Origin of the sequence: Stakelama saccharophila (genome assembly GCF_032229225.1) — a bacterium.
Lineage (GTDB): Bacteria > Pseudomonadota > Alphaproteobacteria > Sphingomonadales > Sphingomonadaceae > Sphingomonas > Sphingomonas saccharophila.
Genome location: NZ_CP135076.1, coordinates 2,352,880 through 2,375,817, shown reverse-complemented (window position 1 = coordinate 2,375,817; position 22,938 = coordinate 2,352,880). Strand labels below are relative to the sequence as shown.

21 protein-coding genes and 1 tRNA gene are annotated in these 22,938 nt (G+C 66.6%); 8 read left to right on the top strand and 14 right to left on the bottom strand.

Features of this window, described 5'->3' with window-relative positions; translation table 11 throughout:
* Positions 1–90: 90 nt before the first annotated feature.
* Positions 91–2,082: a putative bifunctional diguanylate cyclase/phosphodiesterase gene (locus RPR59_RS11000; protein ID WP_313913980.1), complete on the top strand. Its 1,992-nt coding sequence runs from the start codon at positions 91–93 to the stop codon at positions 2,080–2,082.
* Between the two features lie 36 nt (positions 2,083–2,118).
* On the opposite strand, the gene mfd is transcribed toward RPR59_RS11000, so the two are convergent.
* The 5 genes from mfd to RPR59_RS10975 form a co-directional block, all read right to left on the bottom strand.
* Positions 2,119–5,571: a transcription-repair coupling factor gene (gene mfd / locus RPR59_RS10995; protein WP_313913978.1), complete on the bottom strand. Its 3,453-nt coding sequence runs from the start codon at positions 5,569–5,571 to the stop codon at positions 2,119–2,121.
* Positions 5,572–5,698: 127 nt separating this feature from the next.
* The gene (locus tag RPR59_RS10990) at positions 5,699–5,965 is read right to left on the bottom strand and encodes an FAD assembly factor SdhE (protein WP_313913976.1); all 267 of its coding nucleotides are present in this window, start codon (positions 5,963–5,965) and stop codon (positions 5,699–5,701) included.
* A gap of 170 nt (positions 5,966–6,135) precedes the next feature.
* The gene (locus RPR59_RS10985; RefSeq protein WP_313913975.1) at positions 6,136–8,196 is read right to left on the bottom strand and encodes an NAD(+) synthase; all 2,061 of its coding nucleotides are present in this window, start codon (positions 8,194–8,196) and stop codon (positions 6,136–6,138) included.
* Positions 8,193–8,699: a CinA family protein gene (locus RPR59_RS10980; protein WP_313913973.1), complete on the bottom strand. Its 507-nt coding sequence runs from the start codon at positions 8,697–8,699 to the stop codon at positions 8,193–8,195. The genes RPR59_RS10985 and RPR59_RS10980 overlap by 4 nt, the downstream gene beginning before the upstream one ends.
* Positions 8,696–9,415 carry a murein L,D-transpeptidase catalytic domain family protein gene (locus RPR59_RS10975; RefSeq protein ID WP_313913971.1) on the bottom strand — a complete coding sequence of 240 codons (720 nt, stop codon included), beginning with the start codon at positions 9,413–9,415 and terminating at the stop codon, positions 8,696–8,698. Before RPR59_RS10975 ends, RPR59_RS10980 begins: the two co-directional genes overlap by 4 nt.
* Before the next feature lie 138 nt (positions 9,416–9,553).
* Here RPR59_RS10975 and RPR59_RS10970 point away from each other — a divergent pair, with 138 nt between their 5' ends.
* Complete coding sequence (locus RPR59_RS10970; RefSeq protein WP_313913969.1) at positions 9,554–10,219, top strand: L,D-transpeptidase family protein; 666 nt, start codon at positions 9,554–9,556, stop codon at positions 10,217–10,219.
* A gap of 113 nt (positions 10,220–10,332) precedes the next feature.
* On the opposite strand, the gene RPR59_RS10965 is transcribed toward RPR59_RS10970, so the two are convergent.
* Positions 10,333–10,686 (bottom strand): PilZ domain-containing protein, encoded by a 354-nt coding sequence (locus tag RPR59_RS10965; protein ID WP_313913967.1) that lies wholly within the window; start codon positions 10,684–10,686, stop codon positions 10,333–10,335.
* 204 nt (positions 10,687–10,890) lie between these two features.
* A tRNA-Arg gene (locus RPR59_RS10960) sits at positions 10,891–10,967 on the bottom strand.
* 58 nt (positions 10,968–11,025) lie between these two features.
* Here RPR59_RS10960 and RPR59_RS10955 point away from each other — a divergent pair.
* Positions 11,026–11,775: a queuosine precursor transporter gene (locus RPR59_RS10955; protein ID WP_313913966.1), complete on the top strand. Its 750-nt coding sequence runs from the start codon at positions 11,026–11,028 to the stop codon at positions 11,773–11,775.
* A gap of 36 nt (positions 11,776–11,811) precedes the next feature.
* Here RPR59_RS10955 and purQ read toward each other — a convergent pair whose 3' ends face one another.
* The 3 genes from purQ to purC all read right to left on the bottom strand — a co-directional run bounded on the left by purQ (position 11,812) and on the right by purC (position 13,565).
* Positions 11,812–12,480: a phosphoribosylformylglycinamidine synthase subunit PurQ gene (purQ, locus tag RPR59_RS10950; protein ID WP_313913964.1), complete on the bottom strand. Its 669-nt coding sequence runs from the start codon at positions 12,478–12,480 to the stop codon at positions 11,812–11,814.
* 1 nt (position 12,481) lies between these two features.
* The gene (gene purS, locus RPR59_RS10945; protein WP_313913962.1) at positions 12,482–12,712 is read right to left on the bottom strand and encodes a phosphoribosylformylglycinamidine synthase subunit PurS; all 231 of its coding nucleotides are present in this window, start codon (positions 12,710–12,712) and stop codon (positions 12,482–12,484) included.
* 73 nt (positions 12,713–12,785) lie between these two features.
* Positions 12,786–13,565 (bottom strand): phosphoribosylaminoimidazolesuccinocarboxamide synthase, encoded by a 780-nt coding sequence (gene purC / locus RPR59_RS10940; protein WP_313913961.1) that lies wholly within the window; start codon positions 13,563–13,565, stop codon positions 12,786–12,788.
* Between the two features lie 460 nt (positions 13,566–14,025).
* On the opposite strand from purC, the gene parC reads away from it, so the two are divergent.
* Positions 14,026–16,272 (top strand): DNA topoisomerase IV subunit A, encoded by a 2,247-nt coding sequence (parC, locus tag RPR59_RS10935; RefSeq protein ID WP_313913959.1) that lies wholly within the window; start codon positions 14,026–14,028, stop codon positions 16,270–16,272.
* A 180-nt stretch (positions 16,273–16,452) separates the two neighbouring features.
* Positions 16,453–18,051 (top strand): putative bifunctional diguanylate cyclase/phosphodiesterase, encoded by a 1,599-nt coding sequence (locus RPR59_RS10925; protein WP_432280314.1) that lies wholly within the window; start codon positions 16,453–16,455, stop codon positions 18,049–18,051.
* On the opposite strand, the gene RPR59_RS10920 is transcribed toward RPR59_RS10925, so the two are convergent.
* The 4 genes from RPR59_RS10920 to RPR59_RS10905 are packed head-to-tail and all read right to left on the bottom strand — an operon-like array spanning position 18,021 to position 20,966.
* Positions 18,021–19,235 (bottom strand): CCA tRNA nucleotidyltransferase, encoded by a 1,215-nt coding sequence (locus RPR59_RS10920; protein ID WP_313913953.1) that lies wholly within the window; start codon positions 19,233–19,235, stop codon positions 18,021–18,023. The genes RPR59_RS10925 and RPR59_RS10920 overlap by 31 nt on opposite strands.
* The gene (locus RPR59_RS10915) at positions 19,232–19,834 is read right to left on the bottom strand and encodes a CoA pyrophosphatase (RefSeq protein WP_313913949.1); all 603 of its coding nucleotides are present in this window, start codon (positions 19,832–19,834) and stop codon (positions 19,232–19,234) included. The genes RPR59_RS10920 and RPR59_RS10915 overlap by 4 nt, the downstream gene beginning before the upstream one ends.
* Positions 19,831–20,391 carry a DUF1285 domain-containing protein gene (locus RPR59_RS10910; protein WP_313913948.1) on the bottom strand — a complete coding sequence of 187 codons (561 nt, stop codon included), beginning with the start codon at positions 20,389–20,391 and terminating at the stop codon, positions 19,831–19,833. Before RPR59_RS10910 ends, RPR59_RS10915 begins: the two co-directional genes overlap by 4 nt.
* A gap of 11 nt (positions 20,392–20,402) precedes the next feature.
* On the bottom strand, positions 20,403–20,966 hold the full coding sequence (locus tag RPR59_RS10905) for a GNAT family N-acetyltransferase (RefSeq protein ID WP_313913946.1): 564 nt from the start codon (positions 20,964–20,966) through the stop codon (positions 20,403–20,405).
* 121 nt (positions 20,967–21,087) lie between these two features.
* Between RPR59_RS10905 and RPR59_RS10900 the strand changes: the two genes are divergently transcribed.
* The 3 genes from RPR59_RS10900 (at position 21,088) to RPR59_RS10890 (ending at position 22,931) form a co-directional block, all read left to right on the top strand.
* Positions 21,088–21,720: a glutathione S-transferase family protein gene (locus tag RPR59_RS10900; RefSeq protein ID WP_313913943.1), complete on the top strand. Its 633-nt coding sequence runs from the start codon at positions 21,088–21,090 to the stop codon at positions 21,718–21,720.
* Between the two features lie 80 nt (positions 21,721–21,800).
* Positions 21,801–22,172 carry a dihydroneopterin aldolase gene (locus RPR59_RS10895; RefSeq protein WP_313913941.1) on the top strand — a complete coding sequence of 124 codons (372 nt, stop codon included), beginning with the start codon at positions 21,801–21,803 and terminating at the stop codon, positions 22,170–22,172.
* 6 nt (positions 22,173–22,178) lie between these two features.
* The gene (locus tag RPR59_RS10890; protein WP_313913939.1) at positions 22,179–22,931 is read left to right on the top strand and encodes an SDR family oxidoreductase; all 753 of its coding nucleotides are present in this window, start codon (positions 22,179–22,181) and stop codon (positions 22,929–22,931) included.
* The last annotated feature ends 7 nt before the right edge of the window (positions 22,932–22,938 follow it).

Here is a 22,938-nt window from a genome sequence, read left to right as displayed (position 1 = left end):
CCTTCGCCGGAGGGCGTACAACCCTGCCTTTGACGATAGGCAGAAGGCGCGCGACGCGATAGACAGGAGCCGATGGGGACGGGAGACAGCGTGGCGGATCGGACAGCAGCGACACAAGCGCCCCTGTTCGTTCTGTCGTTCCGGCATCGCGACGAGCTTGCGACGATACTCGGCGAAGCGGGCTGGCCGGTCATCGCCGCGCGCCGAAGCAGCGGGGCGGACCGCCGCTGGCTCGCGAGCGGCGCGGCGGTCGCGGTCGTCGATGCACGGGGCGCGGTTGCGGAAGCCGTCGCGGCGACCGAATTGCTGGCGGGGCCGGTCGGTGCTTGCGGCGGAGCGCTGCTCGTGGTGGTTGCGCGCGGACACAGCGACAGGCTGGGGGACTTTCTGTTGGCCGGCGCCACCCAGTTCGTGACGAGCCCGATGGACGATACGGAACTGGTGGCGGCGGTGCGCTTCGCCGAGGCGCAGGCCGGGCGCGGCGGCGCCGATTGGCGGCAGATCGCCGAACGCGAGGGGGCGCTCGGCTGGCGATACGATCCAGCCGGCAGCACCATCGCGCTGGCGCCGGGTCTGGCGGCGATGCTGGACGCAGCAACCGCGCGCCCGCTGGAATTGCTGCGCCGGCTGCGGCCGGATGAGCGGCGTGCGGCCTATGCTGCGATCCGCCGCCTGCGCGCGGGCGCGCTCACCACCGCCTTTGCCCATGATATGCCCGGAATGGGGCGCGGTATCGCCCATTTGCGGCGCGAACCGCGCGGCGGACGGATCGAAGCGGTGATCGAACCCGTGCACGAAGGCGCCGATATCGAAATCGCTCGCGAGGATGGGCTCACCGGCGCCGGTGATGCGGCGACGGCGCGGCGGTGGATCGATCGGCGACTGGCGGCCGGGCGGTCGATTGCGGCAATATTCGTTTCCCTGACGCAATTCGGCATCGTCAACACCGCTTATGGGAAAGCCACCGGGGATTCGCTGCTGCGCGCCGTGGCGCGGCGGCTGGTGGAGGCGGCGCATGAAACGCTGGGCCGGGCTACGCTGGTGTCGCGGATCGGCGGTTCCGATTTTGCGGTGATCACGGACGACGGACTGTCCCGCGTCGAGCTTGCGGCGGCGCAGATCGAGACGTTGCTCGCCCGACCCTTCGTGGCGGGCGGCAATACCGCGCCGCTGGGCGCCAGGATTGCGGTCCTGGAGAGCGGCAATGGCGATGATGCAACGGTATTCCTGCGGCGCGGCGGCGAACGGCTGGCGGATATGCGATCGGGCCGCGGGAACGACGCGACGCCGCGGTCCGAGACGGTGGCGCGGCAATCAATCGGTCAGCTTGCCCTCGATCTGCGTCGGGCGCTTGGAGAGGGGGAGATCGAGACGCTGTTCCAGCCGCAGGTCGCCATCGGCAGCGGCGTCATCACCGGCGTCGAGGCGTTGGCGCGCTGGCGGCATCCCGCGCTCGGCGAGATCGGCGCGGAAATGCTGTTTGCGGCAGCCGAGCGTGCCGGACTCGGCATCGCGCTGTCCGACCACGTCCAGGAGGTGGCCCTGCGCGCCGCCGCGGCATGGCCCGCGATACTGTCCGGCCTGCGTCTGTCGATCAACGTCACGGCCGAGGACGTCGCCAGGGCCGGATTTGCCGACCTGATCCTGCGCCGGATCGACGCCAGCGGCTTTCCCCGCTCGCGCCTGACGGTGGAGGTGACCGAATCCGGCCTGATCGCCGAACTCGGCAATGCCGCGCTGTTGCTCGCCGAGTTGCGCACCGCCGGATGCCGCGTGGCGATCGACGATTTCGGCACCGGCTATTCCAGCCTGGCTTATCTGAAGGCGCTTCCGCTCGATTACCTCAAGATCGACCGCGCGCTGACGCAGGATATCGCCGGCAGCGTCCGCGACCGGATCGTGGTGCGCGGCGTGATCGACATGGCCCGTTCGCTCGGTCTTTCGGTGATTGCCGAAGGCGTGGAAAGCCGGGAGCAGGCGGATCTGCTGGCGCAGGAAGGCTGCCAATATTACCAGGGATTTCTCTGCGCCGGTCCGCTGACGACGGCGGCACTGGAGGGCCTGGTGGGAGAGGCGGCATGACCCGCATGGGCCCGCCGAAGCCGTAGGCGGGCGGGGTCACCCCGCCGCCTTCGCCAGTCCGCGCGACAATTGCAGTGCGCCGTTGAGGCGCGATTTGGGGTCGCCCCAGGCGCGGTTGATGACGAGCTTCATGTCGGGACGCAGCTTCGCCGTGTCCTTGAGCCGTTCCACATAGCCGAGCAGCCCTTCCACATTGGGGAAGGTGTCCTCGTGGAAGGTCACGAGCGCGCCGCGCGGGCCGAGGTCGATCTTGGCGATGCAGGCCTTTTTCGCATTCAGCTTCGTCTCGATCAGGCGCAGCAGGTTCTCGGTTTCGGACGGCAGCTTGCCGAAGCGGTCGATCAGTTCGGCGGCGAATGCCTCGATGCCCTGCTTGTCCTCGACATCGTTGAGGCGGCGGTACAGCCCCATGCGCAGGTCGAGATCGGGGACATAGTCCTCCGGTATCAGGATCGGCGCATCGACGGTGATCTGCGGGGAGAATTCGCGTCTCGCCTCGGCCAGTCCGCCCGATTTCGCTTCCAGGATCGCGTCCTCGAGCATCGACTGGTAGAGTTCGTAGCCGACCTCCTTGATATGTCCCGACTGTTCGTCGCCCAGCAGGTTGCCCGCGCCGCGAATGTCGAGATCGTGGCTGGCGAGCTGGAAACCGGCGCCGAGCGAATCGAGGTCCGACAACACCTTGAGCCGCTTTTCCGCAGCGTCGGTCATCTGCCGCTCGGACGTGGTCAGATAGGCGTAAGCGCGTGTCTTCGACCGGCCGACGCGCCCGCGAAGCTGATAGAGCTGGGCGAGGCCGAACTTGTCGGCGCGGTTGATGATCATGGTGTTGGCGCTCGGAATGTCGAGCCCGCTTTCGACGATCGTCGTCGACAGGAGCACGTCGTAGCGCTTGTCGTAAAAGGCCGACATCCGCTCCTCGACCTCGGTCGGCGACATCTGGCCGTGCGCGACGACATAGCTGACCTCGGGCACCTCCTCGCGCAGATATTGTTCGAGATCGGGCAGGTCGGCGACGCGCGGGGTGACGAAATAGGTCTGCCCGCCGCGATAATGCTCGCGCAACAGCGCCTCGCGCAGCACCACCGGATCCCACGGCATCACATAGGTCCGCACGGCCAGACGGTCGACCGGCGGGGTCTGGATCACCGACAGTTCGCGCAGGCCCGACATCGCCATCTGCAAGGTGCGCGGGATCGGCGTGGCGGTGAGGGTGAGGACGTGGACATCGGCCCGAAGCGCCTTCAGCCGTTCCTTGTGCGTCACGCCGAAACGCTGCTCCTCGTCGACGATGACGAGGCCGAGACGCTTGAAATCGATCGTCTTGGCGAGCAGCGCATGGGTGCCGACGACGATGTCGATCTGGCCGTTCGCCAGCCCTTCCTTGGTCGCCTTCGCCTCGGCGGCGGGAACGAGGCGCGACAGGCGCCCGATATTGACCGGGAAGCCCTCGAATCGCTGGGTGAAGTTCATGACGTGCTGCCGCGCGAGCAGCGTCGTCGGGCAGACCACGGCGACCTGCATTCCCGCCATCGCCGCGACGAAGGCGGCGCGCAGCGCAACCTCGGTCTTGCCGAAGCCGACATCGCCGACGATCAGACGGTCCATCGGCCGGCCGGCGCCCAGGTCTTCGAGCGCATCGGCGATGGCGCGGTCCTGATCCTCGGTTTCCTCGAAGGGGAAGCGGTCGACGAACGCCGGATAGCCGCCGGCATCGGGCTCGACGGCCTCGGCCTTGCGCAGTGCGCGCTGCGCGGCGGTGGCGATGAGTTCACCCGCGATCTCGCGGATGCGCTCCTTCATCTTCGACTTGCGCCGCTGCCACGCCTCGCCGCCCAGCTTGTCGAGGCTGGCGCCTTCCTCGCTCGATCCGTAGCGCGACAGCACTTCGAGATTTTCGACCGGGACATAGAGCTTGTCGCCGCCGGCATAGCTCAGCGCCACGCAGTCGTGCGGGCTTTGGCCGACGGGGATCGAGGTCAGCCCCTCATATCGCCCGATGCCATGCTCGACATGGACGACGAGGTCGCCGACCGACAGCGTCGCCAGTTCGCTGAGGAACGCGTCGGTTGACTTCTTGCGCTTGCGGCGGCGGACGAGGCGGTCGCCGAGCATGTCCTGCTCGGTCAGCACCGCGATGTCCGGGGTGGTGAAACCGTGATCGAGCGGTAGCACCATCTGCGCCACGCCCCTGGCTGCAACGCCCAGAGCGTTATGCCAGCCATCGGCCTCCGCCAGCCCGGTCAGCCCATGCTCGCGCAGCAAGCCGCCGAGCCGTTCGCGCGCGCCTTGCGAATAGCTGGCAAGCACGGGTTTGCGGCCCTGTTTGCGAAGGTCGGAAAGGTGCGCGACGACGGCGTCATAGACATTCGCGCCGCTCGCGCGTTCGGGCGCGAAATCGCGCGGACCGTCGACGCCGAAATCGAGCACGGTGGCGCTTTCGGGTTCGTGGAAGGGCGAGGTCAGGTGCGCCGGCGCCGCATCGAGCTTTGCCCGCCACGCTTCGGCGGTCAGATAGAGTTGTTCGGGCCCGAGCGGACGATAGCTGCCGGGATCGTTCGACTGCGCGCGCTCGCGATTGGCGAAATAGTCGGCGACGGCGTCGAACCGCGCCTCGGCCGCGCCCGCATCGCCGGCGTCGCGCACGATCACGGCATCGCCCGGCAGGTGGTCGAACAACGTTTCCAGCCGCTCCTCGAACAGCGGCAGCCAATGCTCCATGCCGGCGAGGCGGCGTCCGTCGGAGATCGCCTGGTAGAGCGGGTCGCCGGTTGCGGTGGCGCCGAATTTTTCGCGATAACGGGCGCGGAATCGTTTGATGCTGTCCTCGTCGAGCAGCGCTTCGGATGCGGGCAGCAACGTGAAGCCGTCGATGCGGCCGATGGTGCGCTGGTCGGCGGGGTCGAAGCTGCGCACGCTCTCGATCTCGTCGCCGAAGAAATCGAGCCGCAAGCCGTTTTCGGAGCCGGACGGGAACAGGTCGACCAGCCCGCCGCGGATCGCGAACTCGCCGGCATCGGCGACGGTGTCGACGCGGATATAGCCGTTGGCCTGGAGCAGTTCCGCCAGCTTGGCGAGCGAGATACGCTCGCCCGGCGCGAGGCGCGCGACGAGCTGGCGCACGCGGAAGCGGGTGAGCGTGCGCTGCGTCGCGGCGTTGACGGTGGTGACGAACAGGCGCGGCTTCCTCGCCGGCGTCTGGAGCGCGTGGAGCGCCGCCAGCCGCTCCGACATAGTGCGCAGCGTCGGCGAGGCGCGGTCATAGGGCAGGCAATCCCATGCCGGATAGCCGATCGCCTCCAGCTCGGGCGCGAAATAGGGCGCGGTCGACAGCACCGCGCGCATCGCCGCCTCGTCGGGCGCCACGAACACCGCGCCGCCGGATGCCGCCCGCGCCAGATCGGCGAGCAGCGAGGGCAGGAAGCCGGTCGGAACGCCGGCAAGGGTGAGCGGCTTCGCGGCCGAGATGATGGTTTTCAGGTCGGGCATATCGGAAGGTTTTTTCGGCACTCCGTCTCCGCTCGTGCTGAGCCTGTCGAAGCACTGCCTTTCTTGATGGAGAAGAAGAACAGCCCTTTGACAAGCTCAGGGCGAACGGAGAAGGTGGTCCTTGGTATCAGCGCGAAATCGGCACGTAGGTCAGGGTCTTGAGGCTATCCATCATCGGCCCTTGATACTTGCGCGGCACCGGCTGCACGCCCATCGCCCAGGCCATGATGTCGACATCCTGTTCCTCCAGAAAGGTCTCGAACCAGTCGATATCGGCATCGCTCCAGGCGAGGTGATGCGCGTCGAAGAACCCCCCGATCATCAGGTCGGCTTCCTTCGTGCCGCGGTGCCAGGCGCGGAAGCGCAGGCGTTTGAGACGGGTGTCGCGGTCCATCCTTGCTCCAATGACGACAGGCCGGCCGCACGGGGAAGGCGCGCCGCCGGCTGGAAACGAAGGAGCGAGATAGGGCCGGGCGCGCAGAATGGCTAGGGCGTCTCCGGCCCGAACGCGATCGGCCGGTCATTCCGCATAGCGGAAAGCACCGTTGCGCGAACCGCCGCGCGCTATTCGGAACCGGGCAGCTTCGCTCTCAGCTCCGCGAGCCAGGGGGCCGCGGTGCCGTCCGACGGCGCGCGCCAGTCGCCGCGCGGGCTCAGCGCCCCGCCTCCGGACACTTTCGGCCCGTTGGGGATCGCCGAACGCTTGAACTGGCTGGTCCCGAAGAAGCGCCGCAGGAAGGATTCGAGCCAGCGCACGATTTCGCCGAGATCGTATTCATGGCGGACATGGTCGGGAAAGCCGGCCGGCCAGCGTCCGGCGGCGGCATCGTGCCAGGCGTGCCAGGCGAGGAAGGCGATCTTCGACGGGCGAAGGCCGAAGCGGATGACGTGATGGGCGAAGAAGTCGTTCAGTTCGTACGGACCGATGGTCGTCTCGGTGCTCTGGATTTCGCCATCCTCGCCCGCGGGCACGAGTTCGGGCGAGATGTCCGTTTCCAGGATCGCCTGCAGGATGTCGTGCGTCTCGGCGTCATATTGACCCGACGAGACGCACCACCGGATCAGATACTGGATCAGCGTCTTGGGCACGCCGGCATTGACGGCGTAATGGCTCATCTGGTCGCCGACGCCGTAGGTGCACCAGCCGAGCGCCAGTTCGGACAGATCGCCGGTTCCGACGACGAAGCCTTCCCGCTGGTTCGCCAGGCGGAAGAGATAATCGGTGCGCAGTCCGGCCTGGACATTCTCGAAGGTGATGTCGTGGACCGGTTCCCCTTGCGCGAAGGGATGGCCCATATCCTCCAGCATTCGCCGCGCCGCCGGTCGTATGTCGATTTCCTCGCCGGTAATGGCCAGCGCGTTCATCAGCGCCCAGGCGTTGGACTTTGTGGCGTCGCCGGTCGCAAAGCCCGGCATGGTGAAGCCCAGAATGTCCGCGCGGTCGCGCCCCATCCGATCGAACGCCTTTGCCGCCACGATCAGGGCATGAGTCGAATCCAGCCCGCCGGAAACCCCGATCACCAGACGCTTGGCGCCGCTGGCGACGATACGCTTGCGCAGCCCTTCGACCTGGATGTTGAAGGCTTCGTAGCAATCCTCGTCCAGCTTGGCCGGCGTGTTCGGCACGAACGGAAACCGGCGGATCGGGCGCAGCAGGCCCTTGTCGGCCCGGTGCGGCCGGTGGGTGAAGGCAACGCGGCGAAACCGGGTTTCGGGATGGCCGTCGGCGATCGCCGAATCGTTGAACGTCTGCATCCGCATCCGCTCCAGGCGGAGGCGCTCGACATCGACATCGGCCAGCACGATTTCGGTTGCCAGGTCGAAACGCCCGGATGCCGCGATCTGCTCGCCCGGTTCGTGCACCATGCCCTGGCCGTCCCAGGCGAGGTCGGTGGTGCTCTCGCCGGGCCCCGCGGCGGAATAGACATAGGCGGCGACCGCCCGGCTCGCCTGCGATGCGCACAACATGGCCCGTTCACGAGCCTTGCCGATGATGATGTTCGATGCCGACAGATTGCACAGGATCAGCGCGCCGGCGAGCGCGCCGTGCGTCGAAGGCGGGATGGAGGCCCAGTAATCCTCGCAGATCTCGGCATGAAAGACGAAGTCGTCGAGATCGTCGGCGGCGAAGATCTGGTCGGGGCCGAAGGGTGCGCGCTGGCCCGCGACGTCGATCTCCAGGCCGTTCAGCCCGATCCCGGGCGCGAACCAGCGCTTCTCGTAATATTCGCGGTAATTGGGCAGATAGCTTTTCGGCACGACGCCCAGAATCCGGCCCCGCGAAATCACGACCGCGCAGTTGTAGAGGCGCCCGTTGCGCCGCAGCGCCGCCCCGACCAGCAGGACCGGCGCCAGCGTTCGGCTGGCTGCGACCACATCGGCCAGCGCCGCTTCCGTGGCGTCGCATTGCGCGTCCTGCAAATGCAGGTCGTCGATCGCATAGGATGTGAGATTCAGTTCGGGAAAGACGAGGAGGTCGGCCCCGGCCTCGTCGCCCTGACGCGCCAGCGCGATGGTGGCTTCGGCATTGCGGGCGGGGTCGCCGACCGTCGCGATCGGGGTGCAGGCGCCGACGCGCACGAAACCATGTTCGTGCAGCGACCAGAAAGGGTGCGATTCGTTCACGCCAGCATCTCCGAGATCATTTCCAGCGCGGTACGAATGGCCGCGATCCGCGTCGGCCCGCGGCCGATATCGCCGAAATGCTCCTCGCGCGCGCGGGTTTCGCGGCCATGACGGGCGCAGGCGAGATGCACCAGGCCCGGTTCGTCATCAGACCCGGCCGGCCCGGCAAAGCCGGTGATGGACAGCGCGATGTCGGCATGGGAGGCGGCGAGCGCCCCCTCCGCCATCGCCAGCGCGACTTCGCGGCTGACCGCGCCGCAGCGATCGATCCGTTCGGGTGCGATGTGCAGAAGCTCGCACTTCGCCTCCTTGGAATAGACCACGAACCCGCGTTCGAAGGCATGGCTGGCGCCTTCCACGTCGGTCAGGAGCGAGGCGAGCAGCCCGCCCGTGCAGCTTTCGGCCGCGGTCAAGGTCAGTGAGCGGTCGCAAGCCGTCTTCAACACCGCATGCACCGCACGTTCGACATCGTCGGGAATGGTCGCGCCCAGGGTCTCGGTCATGTACGCCGATGTAGCGGCGAAAGTTCAGGCGCGCCAGCGGGTTGGACGCTGCGAGCGCGTTCACCGCGACCGGCATACAGCATCCGTCCCTGGCCCAGCACGGCGAACACCGTGTCGAGATCGGCCTCGGCCACGGCGAAGCATCCCTGACTGCGGCCGAGCTTGCCGTGCTGCGCAATCATTTCCGGTTCCGCATACCAGGCGGCGTGGATGACGATGGCCCGGTCCATGGCGTTGTCGTTGGTCGGATCCAGCCCGGTGAGCCGCTGGGATCGGCCATGCTCGCCGGTATAATAATCGTCGGTACGATAAACGCCGCGCGACGTCGCGTTGGAACCGGACCGGTTGGAGAAATGCTGCAGGAATCCGGTGTGCGCGGGGTCCGATCCGCTACCGTGCGTCACGCGGAGAGTGTGCGCCGTGCCGTGCCGCAGGTCGATCAGATGGAAACGCGGTGCAGCCGAAAACAGGCTGAAATCGGCGATGCCGATTCTGTCCTGACGGGGAATGTCGGCACCGTGCTCGTGCAAGGCCTGCACCGCTTGGGCGAACAGGACGGGATCGACGCCGGCCGGCGCCGTTGGACGGGAGCGCGCGGTCCGATCCGGCTCGGATACATCCGGGACGCATCCGTCCGCCAGGACGGACCCGGTGACCAGCAACGACATCCGCAGCAGCGAACGGCGGTCCAGCGAAGGCGTAGGGCAGAAAGGCATGGCGGATCCAATTGTAGCACGGATCGTGCCAGCACGGGACGGGAGCCGGAGGCGCTGATCTTGCGTTAACCATGCTATAGCGCAAAAAGGAGGCGTTTTCCGCCCCCTTCCGGACCGCCTGTTATCGGGAGAGTGTTCATGCCCCGCACCATCGGGCTTTCCATTGCCCTGGGATTCGCGCTGACGAGCGTGGCGGCGTCGGCGCGGGCCGGCTCAGGGCCCGTAACGATCGCCGCCGCGAACCGGCTTGCGACCGGCCAGTCGCTCTGGGCGGCCGATCCCGGCGAAGGCGAGGTGGAAATCGTCGTGAGCCTGCCGATGCAGCGACTGTTCGTCTATCGCGGCGGCGAACTCATCGGCGCCACGACCGTCTCTACCGGCAAGCCCGGCAAGGCAACGCCGACGGGCGAGTTTCTCATTCTGGAAAAGAATATTTTCCATCGCTCGAATCTCTATTCGGATGCGCCGATGCCGTTCATGCAGCGGTTGACCTGGTCGGGCATCGCGATGCACGCCGGCTATCTGCCGGGCCGTCCGGCGTCGCATGGCTGTATCCGTATGCCGCGCGCCTTCGCCAAGAAACTTTATGCCCTGACCAGCCTCGATACGCCGGTGCTGGTGACGAATCAGGCCGCGCCGGAACATTACGATCCGCCCCCGCCGCCCCGGCTGGTTGCTGACATTTCGGACTATGAAGGCGACCGCTATGCTATCGTGACCGACGATCACGTCGCGTTCGCGCCGGCCGGCGCGACGGTGTTCGACCGCAACCGCGCTGTCGTCCAGCCGATTTCGGCAAATTAGCGCATTTCCCGATTAGGTCGCATCACTTCGCATGGGCTCCTGCGAAAGCAGGAGCCCGGGATTACGGACGCGGCGCCACGTTCGACCGCGTCGGGAAACGTACTAGGCGTCGTTCAGCGAATCACCGATTGATCGTGCATCGCCATCCGCTCGCGGTGGTGCAGCAGCATTGTCTGATGCTCTTCGAGGATATCGCGCAGTTCCTCTTCGCTGAGCGGTGCCACGAACGCGATGCCGATCTTGCGGTCCAGAACGCGCGTCACCCGCGCCCGCCGCGTGATCGGCCCGGCCAGCAGCAGGATATGGTCGTTGTAATGTGGCGGCGTTTCGCTGTGGAGCAGGGCACCGCCACGCGACAGATCGAGCAGATGCACGCGGTGGCGCGCCTGCCCGAATTCCGCTTCTGCCGGCAGAAACACCTTGTGCCGCGGTCCCGACCGCAGCGACCGCACCGTCGACTGTTCCACGCAAATACCGTTCGCTCTACCAAACCCGCATCATTAAAGGCTGAACGGAGCTTTCGTTCCCGACCGTCGAAAGAAGCGTTGTTTAGCAGCGATTTGGTGGCCCTTGCGCGAGATCGCGCTGGCCAGTCCGTACAGGGTATTGGTTCACATCTGTCGAAAGCGCATCTTGAATCGGCGCAGACCGAACGATGACCGAACCGGAAATGGCGCGCCCGGCTGGATTCGAACCAGCGGCCTCAAGATTAGAAGTCTCGTGCTCTATCCGACTGAGCTACGGGCGCGTATCCCAGTGCCATAACGGCAATTGCGGCGTCGCGAAACGGCGATCATAACCGCGGCATGGACCAGGGGGATCACCGCACGCTTCGGCGCGTCGATGCCGGCGCCATGGCCGGCGGGCATTTTCGCTATTTTGATTTTCTCATGGCGGCGTTCGTCACCATCCTGTTGCTGTCGAATGTGATCGGCGCGGGCAAGGTGGCGACGGTCGACCTGCCGTTGATCGGCGATTGGCCGTTCGGTGCGGGCATCCTGTTCTTTCCGGTGTCCTATGTGCTGGGCGACGTGCTGACCGAGGTATATGGCTATGCCCGCGCGCGCCGGGTGATCTGGGCCGGGTTCGGTGCGGTCGTGTTCATGGCGGTCATGGCCTGGATCGTCGTGGCGCTGCCCCCGGCGCCGGGCTGGACCAACCAGACTGCCTATGAAGCCGTTTTCGGCCAGGTGCCGCGCATCGTCGCCGCCTCGATCTGCGCCTTCTGGGCGGGCGAGTTCGTCAACAGCTTCGTCATGGCGAAGATGAAGGTCTGGACCGGCGGACGGATGCTGTGGACGCGCACGATCGGCTCGACCGTCTTTGGCGAAGGCGTCGACAGCCTGATCTTCTATCCGCTTGCCTTCTGGGGCGCGGAAGGCTGGACGAACGGCCTCGTCCTCACCGTGCTCCTGACGCAGTGGGCGCTGAAGGTCGGCTGGGAGGTGCTGCTGACGCCCGTCACCTATCTGGTGGTCGGCGCGCTCAAGCGGCGCGAGGGCGTCGATGTGTATGACACGGGCACGGATTTCACGCCGTTCAGCACGCGGGTCTGAGACCGGCTCGGTCCCCGCTCGGCAGCACGTTCGGGTTCAGGCCGCGACGGCTTCCATCAGTCCCTCGAACATCCGCCGACCGTCGTCACCGCCATGCGCGGCCTCGATGCGGCGTTCGGGGTGGGGCATCATGCCCAGTACGTTGCCTTGTGCGTTCAGCAGTCCGGCGATGTCATGCGCCGATCCGTTGACGTTTTCGGCATAGCGAAAGGCGACGCGGCCTTCGCCCTCGATACGGTCGAGCGTTTCGGCGTCGGCGAAATAGTTGCCGTCGTGATGCGCCACCGGGATCAGGATTTCCTCGTCCTTCTCGTACCGCCCGGTGAAGATCGACCGGACATTCTCGACCCGAAGCGGCACGTCGCGGCAGACGAAATTGAGGTCGCGGTTGCGCATCAACGCGCCCGGCAGCAGCCCCGTCTCCGTCAGAATCTGAAAGCCGTTGCAGATGCCGAGCACCGGCACGCCGCGCCCCGCCGCTTCCACAACCGCGCGGACGATGGGCGAGCGTGCCGAAATGGCGCCGCAGCGCAGATAGTCGCCATAGGAAAAGCCGCCGGGAAGCGCGATCAGGCCGAGGCCGTCCGGCAGTTCGCTCTCACCGTGCCACACCATGGCGGGCGCGGTGCCGGTGACCCGTTCCAGCGCCACGGCGATGTCGCGGTCGCAATTGGAGCCGGGAAAGACGATGACCGCGGTCTTCATCTCAGATGCGCTCCACCCGATAATTCTCGATCACCGTATTGGCGAGCAGCTTGTGGCACATCTCGTCGATCGCCTCGTCGCTGGTGCCGTCGGCGACCGTCAGTTCGAAGATCTTGCCGGCGCGCACGTCCGACACGCCGTCGAAGCCGAGCGAACCCAGCGCGTGCTGGATCGCCTTGCCTTGCGGGTCGAGCACGCCGTTCTTGAGCGTTACGACGATGCGGAGCTTCATGGGCAGGCCTCTTTGCCGGTGACCGGGATGCGCGCCCTATGCAGCGTGGGCGCGCCGCCCGCAAGCCGCGAGTCTACTTCCCGCGGCGCTTGCGATGGCTGTCCAGATCGAGCACCGCCGAATCGCCGTCTTCGGGCAGAAGCCCCAGGCGCCGGGCGACCTCCTGATAGGCCTCCACCTCGCCACCCAGGTCGCGGCGGAACCGGTCCTTGTCGAGCTTTTCGCCCGAGGCGGTGTCCCACAGGCGGCAGCCGTCGGGACTGATCTCGTCGGCGAGGATGATCCGGGCATAGTCATTGTCCCAGACGCGGCCGAATTCCAGCTTGAAGTCGACCAGGCGGATGCCGATCCCCGCGAACAGCCCCGACAGGAAGTCGTTCACCCGGATCGCCATGTCCGCCATATCGTGCAGTTCGTCCTGGCTCGCCCAGCCGAAGGCGAGGATATGCTCGTCACTGATCATCGGATCGCCGAGCGCATCGTCCTTGTAATAATATTCGATGATGGTGCGCGGCAGCGGTTGCCCTTCCTCGATGCCCAGCCGTTTCGACAGCGAGCCTGCGACGACGTTGCGCACGACGACCTCGATCGGCACGATCTCGCACTGGCGGATCAGTTGCTCGCGCATGTTGAGGCGGCGGATGAAATGCGTCGGCACGCCGATGCCGGCGAGCATCGTGAAGATATGCTCGGAAATCCGGTTGTTGAGCACGCCCTTGCCGCTGATCGTGCCCTTCTTCTGGGCATTGAAGGCGGTCGCGTCGTCCTTGAAATACTGGATCAGCGTGCCGGGTTCGGGGCCTTCGTAGAGGATCTTGGCCTTGCCCTCATAAATCTGGCGGCGGCGAGCCATGGCGCGTGTACCTTCCAAAAGAATCGGCCCCGGCGGACGCGGGGTCAGTCCGCGCGGGCCGGGGCGGGAGGTTCGTGGCTATACGACAAGGGGGGCGGGCGTGCAATCGGACTTGCCCGCATGGCTTCCAAAGGCGAGTGGCGCACCGGATCGCGATCCTGTCAGCCGATTTGTCATGCCGACGAAAAGTCGCCAGGCAAAGCGTTGGGGCCATTGCGACTCTGGATGCTGAATCGCGTTCAGCATGACGATGCGGGAGACGATAAGCCATTCCGCCTCGGCCGATGCAGGAGCGGTTCCGCAACGACCTCGGAGCTGTCGCCCGGCCGGGAGCGATCCCGGCCGTCGTCGGGAATGAGGTTCGTGGCCGGGTCCGCTTGTCACCGAACCCGATTTGCCCGTTCATCCCCGACCGTCGCACTTCCTAGCGCACCGCAAATCCCCCTGCTATCGCGGCTCCATGGCAACCGATCTTACCGACCCCTTCAACGCGATCGTCGATGCGCCGTTCGATAGCGCGCTTTCGGAACGCTACCTCGTTTATGCGCTCAGCACCATCACCGCGCGCTCGCTCCCCGATGTCCGCGACGGGCTGAAGCCGGTACACCGCCGCCTCTTATGGGCGATGCGGCTGCTCAGGCTCGATCCGGCGCAAGCCTACAAGAAATCGGCGCGCGTGGTGGGCGACGTGATCGGCAAATATCACCCGCATGGCGACCAGTCGGTATATGACGCCATGGTGCGGCTCGCCCAGGATTTCTCGCTGCGCTATCCGCTGGTCGACGGGCAGGGCAATTTCGGCAATATCGACGGCGATAATGCGGCGGCCTACCGCTATACCGAGGCGCGGCTGACGCAGGTCGCGATCGACCTGATGGCCGGCCTCGACGAGGACGCGGTCGATTTCCGCGCGACATATAATGGCGAGGAACGCGAGCCCGAGCTGTTCCCGGGATTGTTCCCCAATCTGCTCGCCAACGGCGCGAGCGGCATCGCGGTCGGTATGGCGACCAGCATTCCGCCGCACAACGCCGCCGAGTTGATCGACGCCGCGATCATGTTGATCGACCAGCCCGGCGCCGATGATGCGGCGGTGCTCGAATATGTGAAAGGCCCCGATTTCCCGACCGGCGGCATCATCGCCGACAGCGAAGCGGCGATCGCCGACGCCTATGCCACCGGCCGCGGATCGTTCCGCGTGCGGGCGCGCTGGACCATCGAGGATCAGGGCAGGGGACAGTGGCTCGCGGTGATCGAACAGATCCCCTATGGCGTGCAGAAGGGCAAGCTGATCGAGCAGATTGCGGGGCTCATCAACGACAAGAAGCTGCCGATCCTCGCCGACGTCCGCGACGAATCGGATGCCGAGATCCGCATCGTCCTCGAACCGCGCAGCCGCACCGTCGATGCGACGACGCTGATGGACGGCCTGTTCCGCATGACCGACCTGGAGAGCCGGTTCGGTCTCAACCTCAACGTCCTCGACAAGGATCGCACGCCGCGCGTGATGAGCCTGCGTGAGGCGCTGTCGGCCTGGGTCGCGCACCAGTTCGTCGTGCTCAGGCGGCGCACCGAGCACCGGCTGGCGAAGATCGCCGACCGCATGGAGCTGCTGGAAGGCTATATCACCGCCTTCCTCAACCTCGACCGCGTGATCGAGATCATCCGGACCGAGGACGAGCCCAAGCCGGTGATGATTGCCGAATTCGGGCTGACCGACCGTCAGGCCGAGGCGATCCTCAACATGCGGCTGCGGTCTTTGCGCAAGCTCGAGGAGATGGAACTGCGCAACGAGCGCGACGCGCTGGAAAAGGAGCAGGGGGAACTGACGCAGTTGCTCGGCTCCGAAGCGCGCCAGCGCACGCGGCTCAAGCGCGACCTGAAGGCGGTGCGCGACCGTTATGGCCCGGAAACGGCGCTGGGCGCGCGGCGCACAGCGATCGAGGAGGCGGGGCCGGCGCGCGACATCCCGCTGGAGGCGATGATCGAGCGCGAGCCGGTCACCGTGATCCTGTCGGAACGCGGCTGGGTGCGCGCGATGAAGGGGCATGTCGATCTCGCCGCGACCGACGAACTGAAATTCAAGGAAGGCGACGGCCCGCGCTTCGCCTTCCACGCGCAGACCACCGACAAGCTGCTGCTCGCCGCCGAGAATGGCCGGTTTTATACCATCGGTGCGGACAGGCTGCCCGGCGGTCGCGGTTTCGGCGAGCCTGTCCGGTCGATGATCGATCTGGGCGGCGAAACGGGAATCGCCGGCTTCGTCGCGGCGAGTGCTGCGGACAAGCTGCTCGTGGTTGCGAGCGACGGGCGCGGCTTCCAGGTGAAGACGGCCGATGTCATCGCCGAAACGCGCAAGGGCAAGCAGGTCGTCAATCCCAAGGGCAAGGCGCGGCTGACCATCGTCCGCCCGATCGCGGCGGAGGACGATTATGTCGCCGCGGTGGGCGACAATCGCAAGCTCGTGGTCTTTCCGTTGAGCGAACTCGCCGAGCTGACACGCGGGCAGGGGGTGCAGCTTCAGCGCTATCGCGACGGTGGGCTTTCGGATGCGCGCACCTTCCGGTTCGAGGAAGGGCTGAGCTGGACGATGGGCGGCAAGGAAGGCCGCATCCGCACCGAACCCGACATGTCGAATTGGCGCGCCGCGCGTGGGGCGGCCGGGCGGATGCCGCCGAACGGCTTCCCGCGCGACAACCGCTTTTAGACAGATCAATCCGTTTTGGTTTCAAGGGGCCGTTAACCGATTCCGGGTAGTGCCGATGTCGTGGTATTCCGGCGTGCACAGTCCGTGGCGACCAAAGCCCTTCCGGCATATGCCGAGCCCGCACCCGTACCGAGTGCCGTCGGGCCGCAGCAAAGCGGGCTTTTCCTCGACCTTCTCCCGATTCCAGCCGCGATCGTCGTGCTGGAAGAGGGGGAGTTGGTATTCGAATCGGTCAACCGGCCCTTTATTTGCGCCGGCCTCGGCACGATCGCGGCCCGGTCCGATCTGATCCGAATGCTGGGCCGCGACATCCGTGACTTTATCGAGTCCGGTCGGTGGAAACGGTCGTTCGAATGGCAGCACGGCGCCGATGTCGATTGCCGGCACTTCAGCGTGACGCTCGGTCGTCGGCGCAATTTCCGCGACGAACCGCGGTGCCTTGTCTCCATGATCGATCGTACGGGAGAGCATCGCACCGAACACAGCCTGCGGCGGGAAATGATGACGGATAGCCTTACCGGGCTGCCCAATCGCGGCGGCTTCGGCGATCTGATCGAACATCAGGTGACACCCGAAACGGCGGACGATTTTGCCGTGCTGGCGATCAATCTTGACCGGTTCAGCCGCGTCAACGCCTGCATGGGCGCTCTGTCGGGCGACGAACTGCTGATCTCGGTGGCCCGCCGCCTGAAAGGTGCCTTGCGCGGCCGCGATGTCCTGGCGCGCACCGGCGGCGACGAATTCGCGATTCTGTTGCGGCTCGAATCGGGTGTCGACGACGCCTGTCAGGTGGCCGAGCGCATCAACCGGGCGCTCATCACCCCGTTCCGGCTTTGTGATTTCGAGGTTCGTGTCGAATGCGCCATTGGCATCGCGCTGGGCTCGGACGCGGTGGACGATGCCGAAGATCTGATCCGCCGCGCCCAGTTCGCGGTCAAGCGGGCCAAGCGGACGGGCAAGACGGAGACGTATCAGCCGCAGATCTTCGCCATCGCGCGCGAACAGTTCGCGATCGAGACGGAGCTTCGACGCGCGATCGAGGATGGGGCGATGTCGCTCGCCTTCCAGCCGATCGTCGACCTTGCCAGCGACAGGATCATGTCGTTCGAATCGCTGGCGCGCTGGACGACGGAATCCGGGGAACGCCTGTCGCCCGCCGACTTCATTCCGGTGGCGGAGGAATCGGGGCTGATCGTGCCGCTGGGGCGCTGGGCGATGGACGAGGCCGCCCGCACCCTGGCGCTGTGGGACAAGGTCGCCGGTGGACATTGCGGCGTGCGGATCGCCGTCAATCTGTCGGCGATCCAGCTTCAGCGTGATCATATCGCGGCGATGGTCCGCGAAACGCTGGACCGGCACGGATTGTCCGGCGATCGGCTGACCCTGGAACTCACCGAAAGCGCGATTGTCGGCGATCCCGATCGCGTGACCCGGACGATGCGGGAACTGAAGGAAATCGGCACGACGCTCGCCATGGACGATTTCGGGACCGGCTATTCCAACCTGGCATATCTGCAGAGCCTGCCGATCGATGTGCTGAAAATCGACCGCAGCTTCGTGACGGAAATGCTGGGGAACCGCGACAAACTCGCCATCGTCCGCGCGATCCTCTCACTCGCGCAGGCGCTGGGCATGAAGACCACGGCCGAAGGTATCGAAAGCCCCGAACTGGCGCAGACGCTCGGCGCGCTGGGATGCACCTACGGCCAGGGCTTCTCCTGCTCGCGCCCGCTCTCGGCGGGTGCCGCCTACGATTTCCTGTTGGAACGCAACGCCTGATCGACCAGCGCGTCGGCGATCGCCGCCACGCGGTCCGGGCCGGGAAAGTCTTCCTCGATCCATTGGCGCTCGACCGCCTGCACCAGGCGGGCGACATCGGGACCTGCCGAGATCCCGCGGCGGATGATTTCGCCGCCCCTGATCGGCATGGTCGGCGGCGTCCAGTCCCGCACCGCAGCGACCCGGTGCGCAACCATTTCGTCGGAAAGCTCGCTGTTGATCAACCGGTCGACGGCGAATTCCACGCCCAGGCGATAGGCGTCGGCGCGCGCACCCTGTTCGGGCGGCTGCACGGCATTTTCCAGCCGCTTGCGATCGGCTTTGGACAGCTTCAACCGCGCCGCCACCGACTGCGCCACCGCGGCGTCGCGCGGCAGCAACGCACCAAGCCTGCGGCAGGCGGCAGGCTTTAGGCCAAGGGATTGTTCGCGCGCCACCGTGCGGGCCAGGCGCTCGACTTCCGCCGCCGTGATCTCGGGAAGGACGGGGGCCAGGATGCCGCGTTCGACCATCAGCGCGACCGTCTTTACCGCGTCGCGCGCGATCAGCAGCTTCAGCAGTTCGTCCGCGATCCGTTCCCGCGACAGGGCCATCAGGTCGTTCGCCCGAGCCACGCAGGCGGCAAGACCCTCCGGGTCGGGAACGTCGCCGAACCGCGCGAGGAACCGGAAGAACCGCAGGATACGAAGGTGATCCTCGGCGATGCGCTGCAAGGGCTCGCCGATGAAACGGACATGGCGCCGCTCCAGATCGTCGAGGCCGCCGAAATAATCGAATATCTCGCCCGTCAGCGGGTCGGCATAGAGCGCGTTCATGGTGAAGTCACGCCGCGCGGCGTCGGCGCGCCAATCGTCGGTGAAGGCGACGGTCGCCCGCCGTCCGTCCGTGTCGACATCGCGGCGCAACGTGGTGACTTCCACCGGACCCGAGGGCAGAACCGCCGTCACGGTACCGTGCGCGATGCCGGTCGGCACGGCCCTGATCCCGGCCGCTTGCAGCAACTCCATCACCCGCTCCGGCGCGTGAACCGTCGCGACGTCGACATCCGCGACGTCGATCCCCAGCAGCGTGTCGCGAACAGCCCCGCCGACGAAGCGCGCATGGCCGTCGGCCGCCCCAAGCGTCCGTGTCAGCCGGTCCAGCCCGGTCCGATTGCGCCAGGGGGCATCCGGTAGCGCAGTCACGGCTGCCGCATCCGCCGTGACAGGTTCACGATCATTGCCGCGGTCGCCCCCCAGATGCGCCGATCCTGCCACAGGATCTCGTAATAATGGCGGTCGCGGCCCTGCCATTCGACCGTCGCCTCGACATGGTTCGCCACGTCCAGGAGGAAGGCGAGCGGAACCTCGAATATTTCGCCCACCTCGCCGGGTTCCGGCTCCAGCGCCAGGTCCGGCGGGATGATGCCGATGACGGGCGTGACCTCGAAGCCGGTGATGGTGCGGTAATGATCGGCGGCGCCGACGACCGTCACGGCGTCGGGTGGAAGCGCGATCTCCTCCTCGGCCTCGCGGAGTGCGGCGCTGACGATGTCGGGATCGTCGTCATCCATCCGGCCGCCCGGAAAGGCGATCTGGCCGGCGTGACGCGGCAGGTGGTCGGTGCGCCGGGTCAGTATCACCCCCGGCTCCGGCCGGTCGGTAACGGCGACGAGCACGGCCGCCGGCCGCGTGACCGGTGCGTCTTCCATATCGTCGTAAAGGTCGCCGCGCAGCAGGCGAACCGTGCCGGCGTCCTCGCGCGGCAGGGCGGCGCGCAATCGTTCGATCAGCGGCGTCGTCATGCGGCCATCGCGAAGAAGGCGCCGCCGCTCCAGACGCCGGGCGGCGTTTCGTCGTCTGCGATCGCGATTTCCGCCAGATCGTAATATAGCGGGCGGGCGATCAGCGCTTCCAGTCCGTCGCGGACGGAAAGATAGGGATGGGGGCCGTCCTCGCGCGCTTCGAACCGGATCGGGTGATCGGCGTCGGCGGGCACGAGTTCGCCGGTGTTGAGGCGAAAGGCCAGGTTCCGCTCGCGACCGCTGCCCTCGGTCTTCATCTCCACCGCCGTGAAGGGCGCGTCCTCGACGACGATGTCCAGCTTCTCGACCGGGGTCACCAGCACATAGCCGCCGTCCGGCTCGCGCCGCAAGATCGTGGAGAACAGGCGGACCATGGCCGGTCGGCCGATCGGGGACCCCTGATGATACCAGGTCCCGTCGCGCGCGATCCGCATTTCGCTGTTGCCGCAGTGCCGGGGATCCCATTGGGAGACGGGGGGCAGGCTCTTTTCCCCGGCGAGCTGCGCGATCTGGGCCAGCGACAGGTTCGCGAGGTCGGGGGGCGGAGGCATCGGCATGGAAAGGCTGGTTAGGCCAGGCCCCCGCGGCTCCGCAAGCGCCTTTGCGGGGCGGCGACGATCCGCGCACGGACGATGCCGGATCCAGCGGGTACGCCGGCGCCGAGGGCGAGCAGGCGATGGCGCTCGACCGGTCCGGACAGCCGCCAGCCGCCGGTCCGCTCGGCCGAATAGCCGAAATGCCGGCCGTAATATTCCGGGTCGCCGATCAGCATCAGCGCGTCGCCGCCGGCGATGTCGCCCTCGGCGGCGCGCGCGATCGCCCGGTGCATCAACGCCCTGCCGACGCCGCGATTCCGATGATCGGGCGCGATGGCGACGGGGCCGACCATGATCATGGCGGTGGTTTGCGCGTTTCCGGCGAGTTCGACCGGCCAGCACTGGATCGAACCGAGCAACGCGCCGCTTTCTTCATGGACGGCGGCGAAGCTCAGATCCGGATCGGGCAGGATGCCGGCGCGTACCCGATAGGCTGTCCGGGTGTGCCGATCCTCGCCGAAGACGCGGTCCAGCAGCGCTTCGATGCACCGTGGTGCGATCCGGTCGATCGGGACGAGGGTGACGGGCATTGGCATGGATCATTCATGGACCGGGCGGGCCGCGCGCTTTACGCTTTTCGCTGTCGCCCGGCAATCGTCGCGGGTCGCAGCGCGTCTGGCGGCAGGATCGACAGAATCGACAGGATGGGAATTGGCCATGAAACTCTATGATGCTCCGGGAGCACCCAGCCCGCGGCGGGTGCGGATCTATCTCGCGGAAAAGGGAATCGACATCCCGCGGGAAACGGTGGACCTGCGTAGCGGTGAGCAGCTTTCCGACGCCTATCTGCATATCAATCCGCGCGGCGCGGTGCCGGCGCTGGAACTCGACGATGGGGAGATCATCTGCGAATCGGCCGCAATCTGCCGCTACTTCGAGGCCGAACACCCGAAACCGCCGCTGTTCGGCACGACGCCGCTCGAAATCGCACGGATCGAAAGCTGGACGCGGCGCATCGAAAATGACGGCTATGCCGCGGTTGCCTATGTGCTGCGTAATTCCGTCCCGGTCTTCGCCGGCCGCGCCGAATCGGGGAAATGGCCTCACCTGCCGCAGATCCCCGAACTGGCCACGCGGGGCGGCATCATGTGGAGCGCCTTCATAGAGGCCTTCGACGACCATCTGGCCGAGCATGCGTGGGTGGCAAACGACGCCTATTCCTTCGCGGACATCACTGCGCTGGTCACGGTCGACTTCGCCTTGCGCGCAAAGCTGGAGCTGCCCGGCGACGCCGCGCATGTCCGTCGCTGGCATGCAGAGGCTTCGGCCCGACCGAGTGCCGCGGCATGACGCCACCGCTCGGCATGCGGGGTTTCGCGGCGCGCGCCATCTGCTAACAGCGCACCACCCACGCTTTCGAGGAAACACGCTTGTCCGATCGCCTTCAGCTCCAGGTCCACGACCTCGAGGTCCAGGTTCTCACCGGAGTCTATTCGGAGGAAACCCATCTGCCGCAGCCGCTGCGGATCTCGATGACCGTCGATCTCGACTGCCCGGAGCATTTCGCGCCCGATACGCCGCTGTCGGCGTCGAAGAGCTATCTCGACCTGAAACACGCGGCCACGACATCGCTGCCGAAGGGTGTGCACTTCACCCTGATCGAGGGCGTGGCAGACCATATCGCCGACACACTCTTCATCGAGGATAGCCGGGTGCAGCGGGTGGAGATCAGGATCGTCAAGCTCGCAATCTGCGAAAATGGGGAGGCGATCGGAATCACGCTCGTCCGCCACCGGAAATAACGCGGCGTGGCGCTCGCCCTCGTCACCGGCAGCACGCACCGCCTGGGCGCGCATATCGCCGCCCGGCTGGGCGAGGCCGGTTTCGCCGTCGCCCTTCACGCCAGCCGGCCCCGTGCCGCCGAGGATTGGCTGACGGACCGCCTGGACCGGGCCGGCGCGGCGCACCACTGTTTCGCCGCCGACCTGGCCGAAGACGACGCCTGCGACCGCCTCGTCGCCGCAGCCGCCGATCACTTCGCCGAGCCGGTGGCCATGCTCGTCAACAACGCTTCGATGTTCGCCGCGGAAAGCGCGGGTCCGCCGGATATGGCCACGCTCGATGCGCATTTCCGCGTCAATACCGCCGCGCCGTTCCTGCTCGCCCATGCCGTGGCGCGGGGGCTGGGCGAGGGGACCGGGGCAGTCGTCAACATCCTGGATCAGCGGATCCGCAATCCGCATGGGGACCAGCAGGCCTATACCCTGTCGAAACAGGCGCTGGCGGAAGCGACGCGCCTGCTTGCGGCCACGCTGGCGCCGCGCGTGCGGGTGAATGGGGTGGCGCCCGGCCTTACGCTCGCGACCGCGGACTATGATGCCGCGCAGGTCGTGCGGCTGAAGGACCTGATGCCGCTACGGTGCCTGTCGGCGCCGGATGACGTCGCCGATGCGGTCCTGTATTTCGCGCATGCCCGCGCGACCACCGGTCAGATCCTCTATGTCGACGGCGGCGCGGCCATGACGCGATTCGATCGCGACTTCGTCCATCTCGCGCGGTAGCACCGGC